Annotated in this window: 17 protein-coding genes; 12 read left to right on the top strand and 5 right to left on the bottom strand. The window is 65.8% G+C overall.

The features are described 5' to 3' along the window. Positions 1-24: 24 nt before the first annotated feature. The 8 genes from G4O04_06085 to G4O04_06050 all read left to right on the top strand — a co-directional run bounded on the left by G4O04_06085 (position 25) and on the right by G4O04_06050 (position 8,198). Positions 25-312 carry a hypothetical protein gene (locus tag G4O04_06085; protein HEY58089.1) on the top strand — a complete coding sequence of 96 codons (288 nt, stop codon included), beginning with the start codon at positions 25-27 and terminating at the stop codon, positions 310-312. Next, positions 309-1,061, top strand: coding sequence for a hypothetical protein (locus G4O04_06080; GenBank protein ID HEY58088.1), 753 nt, complete (start codon positions 309-311; stop codon positions 1,059-1,061). The genes G4O04_06085 and G4O04_06080 overlap by 4 nt, the downstream gene beginning before the upstream one ends. After that, positions 1,058-1,702, top strand: a complete 645-nt coding sequence (locus G4O04_06075; GenBank protein HEY58087.1) for a hypothetical protein — start codon at positions 1,058-1,060, stop codon at positions 1,700-1,702. The genes G4O04_06080 and G4O04_06075 overlap by 4 nt, the downstream gene beginning before the upstream one ends. 185 nt (positions 1,703-1,887) lie before the next feature. After that, positions 1,888-4,059 (top strand): hypothetical protein, encoded by a 2,172-nt coding sequence (locus tag G4O04_06070; GenBank protein HEY58086.1) that lies wholly within the window; start codon positions 1,888-1,890, stop codon positions 4,057-4,059. Continuing rightward, positions 4,052-4,735 (top strand): hypothetical protein, encoded by a 684-nt coding sequence (locus tag G4O04_06065; GenBank protein ID HEY58085.1) that lies wholly within the window; start codon positions 4,052-4,054, stop codon positions 4,733-4,735. Before G4O04_06070 ends, G4O04_06065 begins: the two co-directional genes overlap by 8 nt. Next, on the top strand, positions 4,717-6,468 hold the full coding sequence (locus G4O04_06060) for a hypothetical protein (protein ID HEY58084.1): 1,752 nt from the start codon (positions 4,717-4,719) through the stop codon (positions 6,466-6,468). The genes G4O04_06065 and G4O04_06060 overlap by 19 nt, the downstream gene beginning before the upstream one ends. Before the next feature lie 43 nt (positions 6,469-6,511). Beyond that, positions 6,512-7,570 carry a hypothetical protein gene (locus tag G4O04_06055; protein HEY58083.1) on the top strand — a complete coding sequence of 353 codons (1,059 nt, stop codon included), beginning with the start codon at positions 6,512-6,514 and terminating at the stop codon, positions 7,568-7,570. Between the two features lie 10 nt (positions 7,571-7,580). After that, complete coding sequence (locus G4O04_06050; protein HEY58082.1) at positions 7,581-8,198, top strand: LPXTG cell wall anchor domain-containing protein; 618 nt, start codon at positions 7,581-7,583, stop codon at positions 8,196-8,198. Positions 8,199-8,406: 208 nt separating this feature from the next. Here the strand turns inward: G4O04_06050 and coaBC are convergent, their stop codons facing one another. From coaBC to G4O04_06025, 5 genes are all read right to left on the bottom strand, one after another. Beyond that, positions 8,407-9,969 carry a bifunctional phosphopantothenoylcysteine decarboxylase/phosphopantothenate--cysteine ligase CoaBC gene (gene coaBC / locus G4O04_06045; protein ID HEY58081.1) on the bottom strand — a complete coding sequence of 521 codons (1,563 nt, stop codon included), beginning with the start codon at positions 9,967-9,969 and terminating at the stop codon, positions 8,407-8,409. 54 nt (positions 9,970-10,023) lie between these two features. Then, positions 10,024-10,188, bottom strand: coding sequence for a hypothetical protein (locus G4O04_06040; GenBank protein ID HEY58080.1), 165 nt, complete (start codon positions 10,186-10,188; stop codon positions 10,024-10,026). A gap of 176 nt (positions 10,189-10,364) precedes the next feature. After that, entirely contained in the window at positions 10,365-11,177 is an 813-nt protein-coding gene (locus G4O04_06035) for a serine/threonine-protein phosphatase (protein ID HEY58079.1), read from the bottom strand. Between the two features lie 10 nt (positions 11,178-11,187). Then, positions 11,188-13,068 (bottom strand): FHA domain-containing protein, encoded by a 1,881-nt coding sequence (locus G4O04_06030; protein ID HEY58078.1) that lies wholly within the window; start codon positions 13,066-13,068, stop codon positions 11,188-11,190. 96 nt (positions 13,069-13,164) lie between these two features. Then, positions 13,165-13,950, bottom strand: a complete 786-nt coding sequence (locus G4O04_06025) for an SIMPL domain-containing protein (GenBank protein HEY58077.1) — start codon at positions 13,948-13,950, stop codon at positions 13,165-13,167. A 157-nt stretch (positions 13,951-14,107) separates the two neighbouring features. Between G4O04_06025 and radA the strand changes: the two genes are divergently transcribed. The 4 genes from radA to G4O04_06005 are packed head-to-tail and all read left to right on the top strand — an operon-like array spanning position 14,108 to position 18,657. Next, complete coding sequence (radA, locus tag G4O04_06020; protein ID HEY58076.1) at positions 14,108-15,505, top strand: DNA repair protein RadA; 1,398 nt, start codon at positions 14,108-14,110, stop codon at positions 15,503-15,505. Continuing rightward, entirely contained in the window at positions 15,502-16,605 is a 1,104-nt protein-coding gene (locus G4O04_06015; GenBank protein HEY58075.1) for a tRNA-dihydrouridine synthase family protein, read from the top strand. The genes radA and G4O04_06015 overlap by 4 nt, the downstream gene beginning before the upstream one ends. Positions 16,606-16,652: 47 nt before the next feature. Beyond that, positions 16,653-17,669, top strand: coding sequence for a GDP-mannose 4,6-dehydratase (gene gmd / locus G4O04_06010; protein HEY58074.1), 1,017 nt, complete (start codon positions 16,653-16,655; stop codon positions 17,667-17,669). A gap of 10 nt (positions 17,670-17,679) precedes the next feature. Continuing rightward, positions 17,680-18,657: an NAD-dependent epimerase/dehydratase family protein gene (locus G4O04_06005; protein ID HEY58073.1), complete on the top strand. Its 978-nt coding sequence runs from the start codon at positions 17,680-17,682 to the stop codon at positions 18,655-18,657. Positions 18,658-18,794 lie beyond the last annotated feature (137 nt).

The raw sequence follows: 18,794 nt of genomic DNA, 5'->3' as shown, positions 1-18,794 counted from the left end.
TGTTCCCTTTCGCATAGGCTCCTTATGCCACAATTGGTAAAATCGTGCTATACTGAAAAGATGAAGGGCGAGGCGAAGGCCTACGAAGCGTACTGGGCAACCTGGGCGCAGCGGCTGCGCCGATGGGGGCTGGCCCCCTGGGTCGGGGCCGCCCTGGAGGCCGGGGACCCGGTGTGGGCCCTGGGATTGCCTTTCCTGGAAACCCTGCGGGAGGCGTGGCCTTCACCCACGGCTCATGTTTTTCTCTACCTGCTCCTCCACGAAGACGCGCGGCGCCGTTTTGTCCATCGGCTTATGGAAGGTGAATCATGACTTTGGCCCACTGGTTGGGATTGGCGCTGATCCTTTTGTTCTTCGCCCTGCTCGTTGTGTTTCGCGTCAGCCTGCGCGCCCGCCCGGGCCGGGAGTTGCGCTCCATCGCGGCGTACACCCGCCTCCAGCGGGCCCTCGGCGAGGCCGTGGAAGCCGGGCAGCGGCTCCATCTCACCATTGGCCGGGGCAAGATTGCCGACATGCAGAGCGCGGCCGGGTTGATGGGGCTGGTGGTGGCCGAACGCATCAGCCAGGTGGCTGCGGTCGCCGACCGCCCGCCGGTGGTGACCTCCGGCACCGGCCCCCTGGGCCTGCTCAGTCAGGGCGTGACGCGCAGCACCTTTGCCGAAAGCGGCCTTTCAGAACGCTACCACCCCACCCTGGCCCAGATCAGCGGGTTGACCCCCTACGCTTACGCTGCGGGCACCATGGTGCTGGCCGGCGACCCGGCCAATGCCGCCACGGTGATCCTGGGCAGCGTGGGCCCCGAAGCGGCGCTCATCGCCGACGCCGGTGAGACGGAGGGCCGGCTGGTGGTGGCGGGCACAGATCATGTGCCCACCCAGGCGGTGCTCTACGCTGCGGCGGCCGAGCCGCTCATCGGGGAAGAACTCTTTGCCGCGGGAGCCTATTTGGGGGCCGATCCCTTCCACAACGCCAGTCTTCAGGCCCAGGATGTGCTGCGCTGGGTGCTCATCGTGGCGATGGTGGCGGGAGGGCTGTTGAAATTCCTGGGGGTGTGGCCATGACCTTTGGGATCGGCAAACGCAGCGGTATCTTGGCCACCGCGACCACCATGGCCATGGGGCTGCTGGTCCTCTTGGGCTACTTTTTCCCGCTGGGACCCTTGGCCGTGGTGCGGGCGATTTTCCTGCAGTGGGCCATTGTGCTGGCGGCGGCGGCGTTGCTGGCCGGGATGTTTCACATGTTGCTGGTGCACTGGCGCAATCTGCGCACTCAGGGCCTGGCCGCAGGCGAAAGCCTGGTGCTGCTCCTGGCCTTGCTGCTCTCCTTTGGCCTCACGGTGGTCTTTGGCCTGGGCGGCGCCCCGGCGCGATGGATGGTGGATTACCTGATTTTGCCGGTGGCCGGTAGCCTGTTGGCCCTGCTGGCCGTCACCCTGGCCTATGCCAGCATCAATCTGCTGCGTCGGCGCAGCGGGTTGATTTCGCTGGTCTTTTTCTTTTCCCTGCTGTTGGCCTTACTGGGCGTGGCCGCGTTGCCCGGCTGGGGCACCCTGCCCTTCCTTGGCGATACGCTGCGGCCCTGGATCGCTCAGGTCCCTGCGGCGGCTGGGGCGCGGGGCATTTTGTTGGGCGTGGCGTTGGGCGTCCTGGCCACCGGTGTGCGCATTCTGATGGGCACAGACCGTCCCTATCGAGATCAATGATGAGCGAGACCGTTCGCTGTTCCATGTGTGGTGCCCCCAATCCGGCAGACCGGGAGGAATGCCAGGAGTGTGGGGCCCGTCTAAAGCCGCTTATCCTGCACCCCCAGGAGGAGCCCTCCACACCGGAGGCGGCAACGGGATCCCCGAGGCCGGAACCGCGCTCCGGGGGGGAGGCGGCTTCCCCCTTGGGCTGGGTGGATGCTTCCGAGGAGGATCTGCCCCAGTGGTTGCGCGAGTTGGCTGGCGAAGAGGCCCTCGGCGAGGAGGAAGAGGAGCCGGAGACCGGGGAGTTGCTGGAGGAGCCGGATATCCTGGGGCGGCTGGCCGGGCTGCGCGAGGCCGAGGAGTCTCCCCCCACGCCTCCCGTTGAAGAAGAAGGCTTGGCTGCCGGGGAGGCGGGGGCCGCGGACGAGCGCCTCGAGGAGCCGCGGGACTGGTTGGGCGGCCTGGAAGAAGAGCCGGGGGTTCCGGAGGCGGCGGTGCCCCCCTCCGCCGAGGCCTTTTCCCCGGAGGCCGAAGAAGAGGCTCTGCCCGACTGGTGGGGCGGCCTGGAGGAAGCGCCCACCCCATCTGCCGAGGCCGCGCCGCCCACGGCAGAGGAAGCCCTACCCGATTGGTTGAGCGGCCCGGAGGAGCCCCCTCCTGCGGTGGCCAAGCCGACCCGAAAAGAAGCCCCCCCGGCGTCCGAGGAAGACCTGCCGGACTGGCTGCAGGGCCTGGAGGAGGCACCTGAGGAGGCCGGCGAGACCGTGGTCCCGCCGGCTGTGTCCACCGAGGAAGAAGGCCTGCCGGACTGGCTGGGCGATGTAGAGGCCGGGGCTGAGCCTTCGGAGCCCCAGCCCTCCGAAAGGGAGGCCCTGCCCGACTGGTTGAGCGATGTGGAAGCGGAAACCCCGTCGGCGACGGAGCCCGCGACTTCCGCTGAATCGTCGGCCACCCTGGACTGGCTGGCCGAGGTGGAGCAGGAGGGCGAGGCGCCGGCTTTGCCTGCGGTGAACCCCTTCGATGTCGCGGCGCCCCTGGACGAAGAGGAAGGGTTGCCCGCGTTGGGGACGGGGGAGGCGGCGGAAGAAGAGGCGGCTTTGCCTGCCGTGCCGGGTACCGGCGAAGAGGAATTTGCCCTGGACGACTTGCCCGATTGGCTGGACAGTCTCGCGCCCGAAGCCCTGGTGGGGATAGAGGAAGAGGCCTCCCCCGGTGGGGAGGAGGGAGCGGGCGATCTGGCACCGGGGCAGTTGCCCGACTGGCTGGAGGCCATTCGCCCCGAGGAGGTGGCCCTGGAAGGCCTGCCCCTGGAGGTGGAGGAAGAGGAGCCAGAGGTCGTCGAAACCAAGGGGCCGCTGGCGGGGTTGAGTGGGGTGCTGCCGGCCGAAACCCTCCCGAGACCGCGCAAGACCGGGGCGGCCGCGGCACGGTTGACCCTGCGCGAAGAGGAAGCGCGCTACGCCGAAATCTTGCGGGCAATGCTGGCCGAGGAAAAGCAGGTCACGCCGCCCTCCCAGCGCTGGCGCTGGTTGCCGCAACGCCTGTTGCGCGTCGCCCTGGCGCTGGTGTTGCTCCTGGTGGCCTGGCTGCCCTCGGTGTTCGGCGGCCTGGTGCCCCCGTTGCCTGAAGGCATCCCGCCGGAGGTGATGGCCGCCAATCGCATCGTCTCCCAGTTGCCGGACCAGCCGGTGGTGTTGTTGGCCGTGGATTACAACCCGGCCTGGCGGGCCGAGATGGAATCGGCTGCCGCGCCCCTGGTGGACCATCTGATGGTGCGTGGCGCCCGGCTGGCCATGATTTCCACCCAACCCATGGGCCCGGCCTTGGCCGAACATTTTCTCCATGGCCCCCTGGCCGAGCATGGCTATGTGGAAGGGCAGCAGTATGTGAATCTGGGTTACCTTTCGGGGGGCATGGCGGCCTTGCAACACCTGGCCCTGTCGCCTGTGGATGCCGCGCCCTGGAGCATCAACGGGTACCCGGCCTGGGAGGCGGCGCCCCTGGCCGGCATCCGCCAGATGAACGACTTTGATCTGGTGGTGGTGGTGAGCGACGATCCCGATGTGGCGCGGGTCTGGGTGGAACAGGTGCAGCCTCGCTTGCCCACGACGCCGCTAATTTTGGTGATCAGCGCCCAGGCCGAGCCACTGGTGCGCCCTTACTACGAAAGCCAGCCGTCCCAGGTTCAGGGGCTGGTCACCGGCTTGATGGGTGGGCTGGCCTATATGCGCCTGACCGGTCGTCTGGGCGAGGGCGTCCAGTACTGGGGAGGGTTCACCTGGGGCGTCTGGGCAGCCATCCTGCTGTTGTTTTTGGGCGGGGTGTACAACCTCATCCTTGGTTTGCGGGCCCGGAGGCAGGCACATGGCTGATTTCATCGGCGGCGTGGTCGCCTTTGCGCTTACCGTCACGGTGCTGAGTTATCTCTTTTTCGGCACCCATCGGCTGTTTCGCCTGGTGGTGTATCTTTTCGTCGGGGTGACGGCTGGCTATGTGGGGGGCGTGGCGTGGCAAAGTGTGATCTGGCCTCGGGCGGTGTATCCTCTGCTTTTTGGAAGCGACCGTTCCCTCTGGCCTGTGGTGCCGTTGTTCCTGGCTGTGTTGCTTTTTGCCCGCCTCTCGGCACGTTGGGGACGGGTAGCCAGCCTGTCCCTGGGTTTCCTGGTGGGGGTGGGCGCGGCGGCCGCCATTGGCGGGGCGGTGTTGGGCACTCTGTTGCCGCAAACCTGGGCCACCATCAACCTCCCTTCGTGGCGCAGCGCCGCAGATCCCTGGGTGCGAGGGGAATTGCTGTTGAGCGGCCTGGTGTTGCTGGTGGGAACGGTGACCACCCTGGCTTACTTTCACTTTGGCGCGCAGGGGCAGCACAAAGGCACACCGCGGCAGAGCAAAGGGTTGCGGTTGCTGGGCGGGTTGGGGCAGATTTTCATCGCCACGGCGTTTGGGGTCTTCTTTGCCGGGGTGTTCATGGCGGCTTTAACCGCGCTGGTCGAACGGGTCACTTTTTTGTGGCGCTTCCTTGAGGCACTATGGCGACATCTATTGTAGATCCCGAAACCCTGTTGGCCGTTGATATCGGCAGCGTCCACACGCGGGCGGTGTTGTTTGATGTGGTGGAAGGCCGCTATGAAGTGGTGGCCTTGGGTGTGGCGCCCACCACGGCCCAGGCCCCCTGGAACGATGTGCGCGAGGGGGTGGTGCAGGCCGTGGAGCAGGTGCAGCGGATTACGGGGCGGGCGTTGTTGGGTGGCGGGGGCGAGTTGCTCACCGGTTCTCAGGTGGACGGTGAAGGGGTGGACCGGGTGGTGATCACCCTTTCGGCGGGCCGGCCCCTGCAGGTGATTTGTGTGGGGGCCTTGCAGAGCATCTCGTTGGATAGCGCCCGCCGTCTGGCCGAGAGCACCTATGCGGAGTTGGTGCGGCTCTTCCATCTCAACGATCGGTTGACGCCCGAAGAACGGTTGAACAAGATGGTGCTCAGCCGGCCGGATTTGATCATCCTGGCTGGGGGAACCGATGGCGGCGCTGTGCAAAGCGTCCTGAGCCTGGTGGAGAATGTGGGCCTGGCGGCCTACCTTGCGCCCACACAGCACAAGCCGCTGGTCTTCTATGTGGGCAACCAGGCCCTGGTGCCCAAGGTGCGCGAGTTGTTGGAGCCGCTCACCGGCCTGGTGGTGGCCCCGAATGTGCGACCGACTTTGGACACCGAACGCTTGCTGGTGGGTCACCACGAGTTGGTCGAGGCCTTTCGCCTGCTGCGGCGGGGCCAGATGCGGGGGCTGGACGACCTGATGGAGGTGGCGCGGGGCCACTTGTGGCCCACGGCCACCGCCTTTGGGCGGATGGTGCGCTATCTGAGCCGGTTGTACGGCGGCGAGAAGGGGGTGCTGGGCGTGGATGTCGGCGCTTCGGCAACTACCTTGGCTGCCGCCTGGCAAGGACAGAGGATGACCCTCAAGGTGTACCCCTCCCTGGGCCTGGGCGAGCGCCTGGATTCCCTGCTCCGGCACACCCCGCTGCAATCCATCGCCCGCTGGCTGACCATCGACCTGGACGACGACGATGTGGTGGACTACCTCTACACCAAGGCGACTTACCCCGAAAGCGTGCCGATGACCGAAGAGGAGTTGCAAGTGGAGCAGGCCTTGGGACGGCAGTTGTTGCGTCTGGCGGTGAGGCAGGCCTATGCCGATTTCCCCCAGGCTTTCTGGCAGCCGCAACGGGCGTTGCCCCTCTTTGAACCCGTGATGCTTTCGGGCAGTTTATTCACCCGCGCCCCGCATCCGGCGCAGACCGTGTTGCTGGCCCTGGATGGATTACAGCCCATTGGCGTCACCACTTTGGTGCTTGACCAAAACCACCTTTTGCCCATGTTGGGCGCGGCGGCTGAGATGAACCCTTATCTGAGCGTGCAGGTGCTGGAATCGCCCCACTTCCTTCCCCTGGCCACGGTGGTCGCCCCGGTATGGCGCGGTGGGTTTGGCCGACCTGTCTTGCGGGTGCAGGTGGAGACCGGCGAGGGCAAACCCCGCCAGGTGGAATTGAAGGGCGGGGCGTTGGAGGTGATCCCCATCCCCCTGGGGACCCAGGCGCGGGTGACTTTGCGCCCCGCGAGCGGCGTGGATGTGGGCCGTGGCCCCGGACGCGGGTACACTTTCCAGGCGGCGGGCACCCACCTAGGGCTGGTGCTGGATGGTCGGGGGCGCCCCTTGCGTTTGCCCGCCGACCGAGAGCGGCGCCATCAACTGTATCGCCTCTGGTGGAGCAAAATTCGGGACTGAGCGGCACGGTTCTTGCATTTCTTCCTTGCGCTGAGGTTACAGGATGAGCGTCTATCGACCAGTGAATCATCTTCTGCCCATGGCCACCTTACGGAAGCGGCGCCGCTTGCCGCTGCCGGGCCGGGTGCTGGTGCGCGAAGGGCAAGAGGTCAAGCCGGCCACCGAGGTGGCCGTCACCATCACCGAGCCGCGCTACAAGTTGCTGGATGTGGCCCGCCAGTTGGAAGTGCCGCCGCAGAAGGCCGACGCGTTGATCGTGGTCAAGCCGGGCGACCGCGTTCAGACCGGGGATGTGCTGGCCGAGCGCAAGGGGCTGTTTCGCCGCACCGTGACCGCGCCTGTGGAGGGCGAGGTGGTCCTGGTGGGCGATGGGCAGATTTTGTTGCGCTTGCGCTCGCCGCGCTATGCGCTCACGGCTGGTGTGCCGGGCAAAGTGGTCCAAGTGGTGGAGGACCTGGGCGTGGACATTTTGGTGCGCGGGGCGGTGGTGGACGGCGTCTGGGGCAACGGCAAAGCAGATTACGGTTTGCTGCAAATGGCGGCAGAAAGCCCGGGCGAGCGGTTGAGCGCGGAAAAACTGAGGGTCGAGATGCGAGGCATGGTGGTCGTGGGGGGCTCGTGTGACGACCCCCAGGCGCTGGAACTGGCCAACGAACTTCCCTTGCGGGCTTTGGTGCTGGGCAGCCTGCGCGCGCGGCTCATCCCCGTGGCCTTGAGCATGGACATCCCCGTGGTGGTGCTGGACGGCTTTGGCGCGTTTCCCATGAACGAGGCGGCGTTTCGCCTGCTGAAAACCCATGCGGGCCGGGAGGCGGCGGTGGTCGCCGACCCCTGGGACCGCGAGGAGGGCACCCGCCCCCAGGTGATCATCCCCCTGGACATCCCCGATGCCCCGGAGCCGTTGCCCGTGGACGAAGTGCAGGTGGGCCGGAAGGTGCGCGTGGTGCGGCAGCCTTACCTGGGGCTGGTGGGCACGGTGGTGGCCGTGCCCGGCGAGAACACCCTGTTGCCCAACGGCCTGCGGGTGCGGGCGGCGGATGTGCGTCTGGACGACGGCACCCACATTGTGGTACCCTTATCCAACCTGGAAATCCTGGCATAGGAGTAGACCGATGGCCGAGAATATTCCCCCCTTGATGCCCGATGACGACCTGGGTTTTCTGGACGAGACAGAGGCGGAAGGGCAGCCCACGGAAGCGGCCGCCGACAACCGCACCTTTTTGTATGCCGTAGGCGCGTTGGTGGCCTTTATGCTCATTGCCTTGCTGGCCATGGGGGCATATGCCATGCTGGTGTTGCCCCGGCAGCGGGCGGCGCGGGCCACCCAGGCCGCGGCCATCAACGCCCAGAACACGCAAATCGCCCTGGCCATCACCCAGACTGCCCAGGCGCAGGCCTGGACGCCGACGCCTACCGTCACCAACACGCCGGCCCCCACGGCGACCCCCTTGCCGCAGCCTACCCCAACGCCCGTGGTGGCCGCTGCGGCCACCACCCCGCCCCCGTCAGCGCCTACGGTCGATGTGGCGGCCCTGGGCGCCACGGCTACAGCCGTGTACCTGACCCAGGTGGCGGCGGCGAACCTGACGCCCATGGCGACGCCTTCCCAACTGCCCACGACCGGCTTCGCCGACCAGACCGGCCTCCCCACCCTGGTGGCGTTGGCTTTGGGGTTGTTGCTGCTCATTGTGGTCGTCCGGCGGTTGCGGTTGAGCCGCGGTGTGTCGTAAACCCGGGCGGATGGGACCCTGACGGCCTGCGCTTTGGCTGACGCGTGGCCGGAGAGGGAGCGCTATGGGTCGTTCCATCGGGTGCGGGGGCGAAAACGCCCCGGACGATGGTGGTACTCGCCGGGGCGCAGGTGGTTGGAGACAACGAACCGGGAGGCTTTGAGGCCTCCCGGTTTTTTCTCGGTGTTGCCGTAAGGTTCCCCATGGCTCAGGTGTTTGGCGGTTGTTCCGGCGGCTTTGGGGGCGCGTAATGGCCCGTCTCGTCCGGGCCGTAGGGGGTCACGGCGGCTACGGCTTCCACCGGCAGAGGGGCGTAAAGATGGGGGAAGAGGTCCCCGTCCGCCTCTTCCCAGCGTAGCGCCGTACCCAGTTGGGCCCCCTGAACCCAAAGCAGGAGCAGAGGGCGGTTGGCGAAGAAGGTCTGGGCCACGCGGGGCACCTGATCGGGCCGCGAGAAGTGGATGAAACCCACCTCATCCAGCGAGGGCGGGCGATAGACGTCCTGGGCCTGGGCCGCCTCCCAGGCGGTGGGCGAGACCAGATGAGCCAGCCAGCCTCCCTGCCACAGATGCAGCGCACGCACCACCACCGCCTGGCCCATTTCGGCCTTGCTCAAACGCGGGAGGGCTTCCTGCCGCCCGTCGGCGTAGAGCAGGGTCGCCCGGTTGGTGTCCACGGCAAACCCGGCGTCGGCGGCTGAGATGTCGTTGGCCACGATCAAATCCAGCGCCTTGCGGGCGAGTTTTTCGCGGGCGTTGGCGAGCAGGTCCTGGCTTTCGGCGGCGAAACCCACCACAATGGGGGGGTGTCCCTTTTGGCGGCGATAGGAGGCCACCTCGGTTAGGATGTCCGGGTTGCGCGTCAGGGTGAGGGTCAGGTCGGCGGTGCTTTTTTTGATTTTGTGGGGGGACGGGTGAGCCGGGCGGTAATCGGCCACGGCGGCGCTCATGAACAGCATCTCGGCTTCGTTGAGATGGGCGAACACGGCGTCACGCATCTCCAGGGCCGTGCGCACATCCACCCGTTGGGCGCCGTGGGGCGTGGGCAGAGAGGTGGGCGCGGCGATGAGTGTCACCTCGGCTCCCCAGTCCAGGGCCGCCTGGGCCAGAGCAAAGCCCTGCTTGCCGGTAGAGCGGTTGGTCAGCAGCCGCACTGGGTCCAACGGCTCTTGCGTCCCCCCCGCGGTGACGAGCACCCGGCGCCCTTGCAAGGGGCGTTTCCGGGTGAGCAGATAGCGCACGCGGGCCAGGATCTCCTCGGGCTCCAGCATGCGCCCGATGCCCTGCAGGCCCGAAGCCAGGTGGCCTTCGTCCGGGCCCAGCACCTGAACGCCCCGCTCTTCCAACCGGGCTACATTGGCCTGGGTGGCGGGATGCGTCCACATGTCGCCGTCCATGGCCGGGGCCACGAGGACCGGGCAGGTGGCGGCCAGCGCGGTGACGGTGAGTAGGTTGTCGGCCTGGCCGTGGGCCAGTTTGGCCAGCGTGTTGGCCGTGCAGGGGGCGATGAGCAACACATCAACCTGCTGGGCCAGGCCAATGTGGAGGATATGCCCCTCGGTGCCCCACAGGTCGGCGTCGGTGTACACGCGCCCACCGGCCACGGCGCGGAAGGTCAGCGGTGAGACGAAGCGCTCGGCCGCTGGCGTGAGCACCACGGTCACCTGCGCTCCCGCCTGCCGCAGCCGCGAGGCCAGGTGGGCCGACTTGTAGGCGGCCACTGAGCCCGTCACGCCCAGGAGCACGCGCTTGCCGTAAAGTGGGGGGATCATGACGCCTTTCGACGACAAAAATCGGGCGGTCGCGCCGCCCGACGGGGGAGGAAATTAGCGGAAGAAGAAGGAAAGCACCACCATCAGGAAGATGAAACTCCCTGCCAGCGTGGCGATGCGGCGCAAATCGGACTTGACATAGGAATAATCGGGGTTGAACTCGACCCGACCGCCGCGCCGGGCACTGCGCCGGGGGGTGGAGCGTCGTTTTTTGGCCATGACTTCACCTCTGTTCCGGGAATGGATGTGCCCAAAGTATACCATGGTGGAGCAAGGGACTACCGGAGGAACAGCCACCATCCCAGGAGGAGCAACACCCCCAGCGTGCGCAATCCTGCCCCCAGGAAGGGGCCCGACCACCGGATCCAGGAACCGGCCCCGCCCTTTGGGAATCCTCACCCCCTGGATGGGACGCTGATCCCCACCACGGTGATGTTGTCTTTCCCCCCGCGTTCCAGGGCCAGGGCGATCAGTTGATCCAGGGCCTCTTCTAAGGAGGGGGTTTGCAGGACCTCGCGGATTTCCTCATCGGCCACCAGATCGGTCAGCCCATCGGTGCAGAGCAGCAGTCGGTCGCCAGGTCGCAGGGGTAAGCCCTGGTTGCGGCGGGCCTGCGTGTCGCTTTCCCCCCAGCGCAGTTTTAGGCGTAGGTCGGGTCGCACGCCCTTGGGGGCGCCCAGATAGCGCCGAATGAGGTGGGCCTTGGGGTGGCGACGGGCCTGTTTGGGGGTGAGGGCGCCTTTTTCCACGGCTTCCTGGACCCAACTGTGGTCGGTGGTCAATTGGTGCAGCGTCTGCTCCCGCAAGAGGTAGATGCGGGAATCGCCCACCGAGGCGATGTACAGGCGGTCGCCCAGCACCCAGGCGGCCACACAGGTGGTGCCCAGACCCTGGCGGCGGTCGTCATCGGTGCCCTCGCGGCGGACCGCCTCGTTGGCCAGGCGCAGGGCCTGCTCCAAAATGGCCGCCGGGTGGCGTCCATCGCTGGCGGCCACATGGCGATGGACGGTTTCCACGGCGATTTCGGCGGCCACTTCTCCCGCGCGGTGCCCCCCCATGCCGTCGGCCACCACGGCCAGCAGGGAAGGGGTGCCCTTGTTCGGTGTCCAGTAAGCCGCCACACTGAAGCGGTCTTCGTTGTGGGCCCGTTTCAGGCCCGGGTGGGTGCGGGCGGCCACCGGGAGGTGAGCCTTTGAGGCGGGGATCATGATGTGAAGGTCAGGTTTCTGAGGGGGATTGGTCGTCGCCGGTGAGCGGCATGACCACGGGCGTGAGGTCGGGCGCGCCGACCACATGGAAACGGAACCCCACCCGCCCGATGTGCACGATGTCGCCTTCTTCCAGACGGGCCCCATAGGGAGAAACCGGGGCGTAATTGACCCAGGTTCCGGCGGTGGAGTCACGGTCGGCGATGAAGAATTGGCCTTGCTCATCGCGCCACAACCGGGCGTGAATCGGCGCGACCGAAGGATCCCGCAGCACCAGTTGGGCCTGGGCCGGATCGCTGCCGATGAGGACCTCTTCGCCATAGAGGGGCAATTCGGGCACGATGGGAGCGGGCTGTTCGCCGTTCTCCTCGGGGGGCAGAGGGTGCAGGGTGGCCAGCGGCTTCCCCCGAGGCGGGGCCTTGCCGGGACGACGGGCGAAGGTTGGGGCCCACTGGGTCAGGTTGCGCCACGAGGGCCGCGGTCGGGCGACGGGTTCCCCGGCGGGTTGTCGGCGCGGCAGAGGGCCGAGGATGACCCAAAGCAACACCAGCCCGGCCAGGGCCGCGGCACCCCAGGTGAGGTAATCGCCGTAATGCCTGGCCGCGCGGATGAGCGGATTGGGCGGCTGGGGCACGGTGATTTGCACCCGCAGATCCACGCTGCGGCCCACTAGGCCCAGGACGTCTTCCACTTCCACGCTCAGGCTGTGGCTCTCGCTGGTGGTGTAGGAGGTGAGGTCCCACACCAGGGTGTCGAAAGGCGGCTCGCGGCGTTGGGCCACCGGATGGCCGTCCACCAGCAGGCTGAGGCGGGTGATGCCGCGGGGGTGGCCGTCGGGAAACTCTACGGTGATGGTGAGGGTTTGCTGGCGGGGTTCCAGATAGGCAGGGTCGTCCACATCCGGGGGAAAGGCGCGCACAATCTGGGCCGGCGGGTCCACCAACACGGGGTTGGGCGGCAGGATTTGCAAAGCGAAGGTGCCTTCCCCGGTGAGGTTTCCGCCCCGCGGTGGGTGAACCTCCATTTGCAGGGTGTGTTGCTCGCCCTGCCGGATGCGTGAGAGATAGGTGAAGCGATACGCGTAACCCAGGGGGGCGAAGAGGTCTTCCAGCACGGGGAGGGTTTCCTGCCCCGAGAAGAAGGTAAGCGTGCCGCCGGTAGCCTGAGCCAGTTGGGTGAGCGCCTGAGCCGAAGGGCTATTGGCCTGCTCCGGCGCGGCCACCAGCCAGACGAAAATGCGGATGTGCTGCTGACGGGCCAGGTCGGCGTAACGGGCCAAGGCCTTCAGGGTGTTGTCGGGCAGCGGGGGGGTCAGAAAGAGTACGGCCCGCCCCATGGCGGGGCGAGGGGTGGGGTCGCTGCTCAGTTGCAGGGCGGTTTCCAGGGGGGCCAGCGAAGGCTGGCTCTGGCGGAAATCGGGCTTATAGGCAGCCAGGGCCTCGCTCAGCGTGGTGAAGTCTGCGCTGTGGCGCAGGTACACGCCTTCGCCCGTGGTCAGGCTGAGGTCGTAAAGGGTGGTGCCGCCGTGGCTTTGAATCCAGGATTGCCATTGCAGGTACACATATTCGTAGCGTGAGACGCCCAACACATCCCGAACGCCTAACGGAGGGCCGGGGTTGACCGCCAGCACCACCTGGACGCCGGGGTGGATTTCCTCCCAGGAAGTCAGGGCCACGGGCTGTTCGTTTTCCCAAAGGGCCACTTTGTCCGCGGTGAGGCCGTGGATGGGCTGCCCCGCCGCATCGTATACGGCGGTGTATCCTGTGATTTTGGGGAACGCATCGGTGTTGGGGGGGAAGAGGATGACCTCGGCTCCTCCCTGAGCAAAAACCACGCCTCGCAGCCCAAAAAGCAGGCTGCAAAGGAGCAGCAGGGGCCGTAAGGTTTTCATAGTCCCATTTTAGCATAATCGCCGCCCTTGGAAACCGTCGATAAGGCGACGCTTTTAAGCGCGCCGGGCGCCCCTGCTGCTCCAGGGCGGAGGCCGTTAGCGGATGAGGAAGACCATGGTCACGGTGGCGGTCACTTTCATCTCGCCCGGGGAAACGGGGACCTGCGCCGGGGCGGCGGCCAGCATTTCGGCCTTGTAAGTCGTTTCGCGCACGGGGACAGCGTAACTGAAGGTGATGGTCTGCACGGCCTCTAGGGTGACGCCGGCCTGTTGGGCGATGGCCTCGGCCTGTTTTTGGGCGTCTTCGACGGCGGCCAGTTTGGCCTGCAGTTGGGCCTCCCTGGCCCGGGAAGAGCCAAAGGTCAGGTTGTCCATGCGGTTGGCTCCGGCCTGCAGGGCGGCATCCAGCAGGGCGCCCAGTTTCTCCAGATCCCGTACGGTGACCACCAGGGTGTTGGTCACTGTGTAGGGCCCCAGGATGAGGTTCCTCTGATCATCGTAACGGCGCTCCTGATTCACCGAAAAGTTGCGGGTATGGATGTCTTTTTCGGCGACGCCTCCCTGCTGGAGGGTTTGAATGACCTGGGCGGTGCGCCGGTTGTTTTCGGCCACCGCTTTGCCCAGATCGCGGTTGCGGGTTTCCACGGCTAAGGTGACACGGGCTAAGTCGGGGGTGAGGGCGACTTCACCGGTGCCGGTCACCGTCAGGGTGCGCAGGGGCGTTCCGTTGCTCTCGCTCCTGGCGGCGGGCTGAACCGGGGCTGCGAGGTCCTCCGCGGCGGGGCCCACGATGGCTGAGATCCGTGGGCCGCAGCCGGTCAGCAGGCTCAACCACGCGGCCGCGAGGAAGAGCCAGAGGGGGTTCGGATGGGTTTTGAACATGGTTTTCCTCCTGGGGAGTGGTTTTGCTTCTTAGACGCCCCCTGAGGGAAAAGAGTTCCCTGAGAGGGGGCTTTCTGCGGTTATAATGAGAGCACGTGCCACACCGGGGTTAGGGAAGTGCCTGTCTTGCCCCCACATCGACAAAGGAACGCCTGAGATGCCCAAGCCTCGCGTGGAATATGTGTGCCAGAACTGCGGTCGGCGGGCGGCCAAGCCCCTGGGCCGCTGCCCCCAGTGCGGCGCGTGGAATGCGTATGTGGACGAAGTGGTCGCGCCATCGCCCAAGGCGGCCCGTCGCCCTACGACGGCCCGCAGCACCCCGCGCCGCTTGGACGAAATCGAAGGCGACCGCGAGGAGCGCCTGCCGCTGCCCCTGGGCGAGTTCGCCCGCGTGCTCGGCGGCGGCATCGTGCCCGGCAGCGTGGTGCTCATCGGCGGCGACCCCGGCATCGGCAAGTCCACCCTCTTGCTGCAAACCGCCTTAGAGATGGCGGCCCAGGGCCCGGTGCTCTATGTGTCGGGCGAGGAGTCGGAGCGCCAGATCAAGATGCGGGCCCGCCGCCTGTGGCGCGACGAAGCCGGGCACCCCCGCCCCTTCCCGCCGCACCTCTACCTGGTCACCGAGACCGATTTGGAGGCCATCCTGGCTCATGTGGAGGCCGTGCGGCCCCGCCTGCTCATCGTGGATTCCATTCAGACGGTGTACCTGCCCGACCTTTCCTCCTCCGCCGGGTCGGTGACCCAGGTGCGGGAGTGCGCCGCTCGCCTGCGCGAACTGGCCAAGGGCACCGGTGTCAGCGTGTTCCTCATCGGCCACGTGACCAAAGAGGGCATCATCGCCGGGCCACGGGTGTTGGAGCACATTGTGGATACCGTGCTCTACCTGGAGGGCGACCGCTTTCAGGCCTACCGCCTGCTGCGCTCGGTGAAGAACCGCTTTGGCACCACCAGCGAGGTGGGTGTGTTCGAGATGCGCGACCGGGGGATGGTCGAGGTGCCCAACCCCTCCGAGGCCTTTTTGGCCGAGCGTTGGGTCAACGCCCCCGGCTCGGCCATCGCCGTCACCATGGAAGGCACCCGCCCCCTGCTGGTGGAGATTCAGGGCCTCACCAGCCCCACCCCCTTTGGCAACCCGCGCCGCACGGCCAACGGCGTGGACTTCAACCGCCTGCTGCTGGTGACCGCCGTGCTCACCCGGCGGGTGGGCCTGCGCCTGAGTGACCAGGATGTGTTCGTCAATGTGGTGGGCGGGCTCAAGGTGGGCGAACCCGCTGCTGACCTGGCCGTGGCCACGGCCATCGCCTCGTCGGTGCGCGACCTGCCTGTGCGGGCCGACACCGTGCTCATCGGCGAGGTGGGCCTTTCGGGCGAACTGCGCACCGTGAGCCAGACCGACGCCCGCCTGCGTGAGGCCGCCCAACTGGGCTTCACCACGGCCATCGTGCCTAAGCGTCTGGGCCATCGAGGCGACCCCTGGCCCGAGGGCATCCGGGTCATCGAAGCCCGCTCGCTGCGCCAGGCTCTGGACGCGGCTTTGGGCGAGGGAGGAGGATGACAAGGCGGACGGTTTCCCGCCCTTGGGCGGATGCACTCACCCTTGGGTATCCCGCCACCGGACCTTCAGGGGCCGGGCCGGAGCCCCAGGGGGCGGAGGCCGTTTCCCTGAAGCAGGTGCCGTCCTTTTGGTTGGGCTCCACGCCCGTGTACGGCGACCTGGTGCTGGCGCCGATGGACGGCTACACGGATCAGCCCTTCCGGATGGTGTGCCGTCGTCTGGGCGCGGCCCTGGTCTACACCGAGTTCATCCACGCCGTCGCGGTGGTGGAGCGGCCCGAACGGGTGCGGCATCTATGGGCTTTCACGCCTGCCGAGCAGCCGGTGGTGTTGCAGATTTACGGCAGCACGCCCCGGATGCTGCTGGAGGCGGCACTGCGATTGCAGGAGTTCGGCCCGGCGGCCATTGACATCAACATGGGCTGCCCCGATCGCCGCATCGCCAACCGGGGCGCCGGGGCTGGATTGTTGCGCACACCCCTCAAGGTGGCCCGCATCTTCCGCCTGCTCAGCCGGCAACTGGAGGTGCCCGTCACGGCTAAGATCCGTTTGGGTTGGGATGATGACTGCCGCAACTACCGCCTCATCGCCCGCATTGTGGAGGAGAACGGCGGGGCGTTGCTGGCCGTGCATGGCCGCACCCGCGAGCAAGGGTACAAAGGCCGCGCCGATTGGGACGCCATTGCCGAGGTGGTGCAAACGGTGCGCATCCCCGTGCTGGGCAACGGCGATGTGCGCACCGTGGCCGACATCGAGCGTATGAAGGCCCACACCGGTTGCGCCGGGGTGATGATTGGCCGGGGCGCCCTGCGCAACCCCTGGCTTTTCGCCCGCCGCGACCGCGTCCAGGTGCCGCCGGAGGAGGTGGCCCAGGTACTGCGCGAACACCTGGAGGCCAACCTGCGCTTTTACGGCCCGCGCGGCCTGGTGCTCTTTCGCAAATTCGCCGTGCAATACCTGGCGCCCTTCCGCCCCGACTCGACCCTGCGCCGCCAGTTGCTCACCACCGAAGCCCCGCAAGAGTTCCTGCGGCTGGCGGAGAAGGTGTTGGGAGGCCACAAGTCTCCGAATCCCTCTCCTCGTCCAGGAGCGCTGGTATAATTCGGGCGCGTTTGCACCACGAATTCGAGAGATAAGGAAGGGAAAGGATGCCTACGGCTTTGATCACCGGCGTGACCGGACAGGATGGCTCTTATCTGGCCGAGTTTTTGCTCAGCAAGAGGTATCGCGTGGTGGGGATGGTGCGCCGCTCCAGCACCGTCAACTTCGAGCGCATCGAGCATATCCAGGATCAAATTGATTTGGTGCAAGGAGACTTGCACGACCAGAGTTCCCTGATGGACATCCTGGCTGAGTACAAGCCCGATGAGGTGTACAACCTGGCGGCTCAGTCCTTTGTGCCCACCTCGTGGCGCCAGCCAGTGCTCACGGGAGAGGTGACGGCCATTGGCGTGGCGCGGCTGTTGGAGGCCGTGCGCCTGGTTTGCCCGGAAGCCAAGTTTTATCAGGCTTCCAGCAGCGAGATGTTCGGCAAAGTGCGCGAGGTGCCGCAAAAGGAGACCACGCCCTTTTACCCCCGGAGCCCTTACGGGGTGGCCAAGGTGTACGGTCACTGGATCACGGTGAACTACCGCGAATCCTATGGTATGTTTGCCGTCTCGGGCATCTTGTTCAACCATGAAAGTCCACGCCGGGGATTGGAGTTTGTCACCCGTAAGATTTCCTATGGTGTGGCGAAGATTAAGTTGGGGTTGGCCAGCGAGTTGCGCCTGGGGAACCTGGACGCTCGCCGGGATTGGGGCTATGCGGGCGACTATGTGCGGGCCATGTGGCTGATGTTGCAACAGGATGAGCCGGAGGACTATGTGGTCGGCACCGGCGAGACCCACTCGGTGCGCGAATTTTGCGAGATCGCCTTTTCCCATGTGGGGCTGGACTACCGCGACTATGTGGTGCAGGACCCGCGCTTCTTCCGGCCCGCTGAGGTGGACTTGTTGGTCGCCGACCCGACCAAGGCCCGCAAGAAATTGGGTTGGGAGCCTACGGTGTCCTTTGAGGAATTGGTGAAGATGATGGTGGATGCGGACCTGGCGCTGTTGCGCGAGCACCTGGAGACCGGGCGTCCGGTGCTGGACCGCGCCCCGTGCTGGGCGAATGTGGGATGAGGGGTAAACAATGTCTATCTATCTAATCGCCGGTGTGGCTGGTTTCATCGCATCACGAGTGGCGGAGTTATTGTTGGAGGCTGGCCACCAGGTGGTTGGCGTGGACAATCTAAACGACGCCTATGATGTGCGTCTAAAGGAGTACCGCCTCGGGCGGCTTCAGGGGCGCTCGGATTTCACTTTTTTCCGTGCCGACATCAGCCAGAGCGAAGAAGTCGCGGTATTGGCGCAACGTTTGCCACACATCGAAGCTGTGATTAACCTGGCCGCCCGCGCTGGGGTGAGGTATAGCGTGGTGAACCCTTGGGTGTATCTCGATACCAATATCACCGGAACATTGAATTTGTTAGAGCTTTGTCGGGAGAAAGACATCCCAAAATTTATACTGGCATCGACTTCGAGCCTTTATGGGGAAGGTAATCCGGTACCCTATCGCGAGGATGCGGATACAGATCATCCGCTTTCCCCTTATGCAGCCAGTAAAAAGGCTGCCGAGGCCTTGTGTTATACCTATCATCGTCTTTATGGCCTTGATGTGACCGTATTTCGCTACTTCACAGTGTATGGCCCAGCCGGACGGCCAGATATGGCCCCCTTCCGGTTCATCCAATGGATTGCCGAAGGCCGCCCGTTGCGTCTTTTCGGCGATGGTTCCCAATCCCGTGATTTTACCTACGTTGACGATATTGCCCGGGGGACGGTGTTGGGCTTGAAGCCATTGGGCTATGAAGTGATCAACTTGGGGAACGATGAACCGCACACTGTGCGTGAACTTATCGCCCTGATTGAGGAGGCGGTGGGCCGTCGTGCTCATATTGTTTACGAACCACGGCATCCGGCTGATGTTCAGGTCACCTGGGCGAGCATCGAGAAAGCTCGGCGCGTGTTGGGATGGGCGCCGCAAGTCGATCTGGCTGAGGGTATTCGCCGCACGGTAGCGTGGTATATGCAGGAGCGTGAGTGGGCTTGCGAAATTATGACAGTATGAGAGGGGAGTTATGTATATATATTGGTTGTTCCGTTCAGGCTCCTTGTTATCTTTTTCCCTCTGGCTCATGTTGATGATGTTGTGGTGGATCGGTGGCTGGGGCTTGCTCAACATAGGTAGGAGTTACGCAGTTGCCG

The organism is Anaerolineae bacterium, from assembly GCA_011176535.1.
Lineage (GTDB): Bacteria > Chloroflexota > Anaerolineae > Anaerolineales > DRMV01 > DUEP01.
Note: the sequence above shows the minus strand (reverse complement) of the source record. Positions and strands in the feature narration are given on the sequence as shown.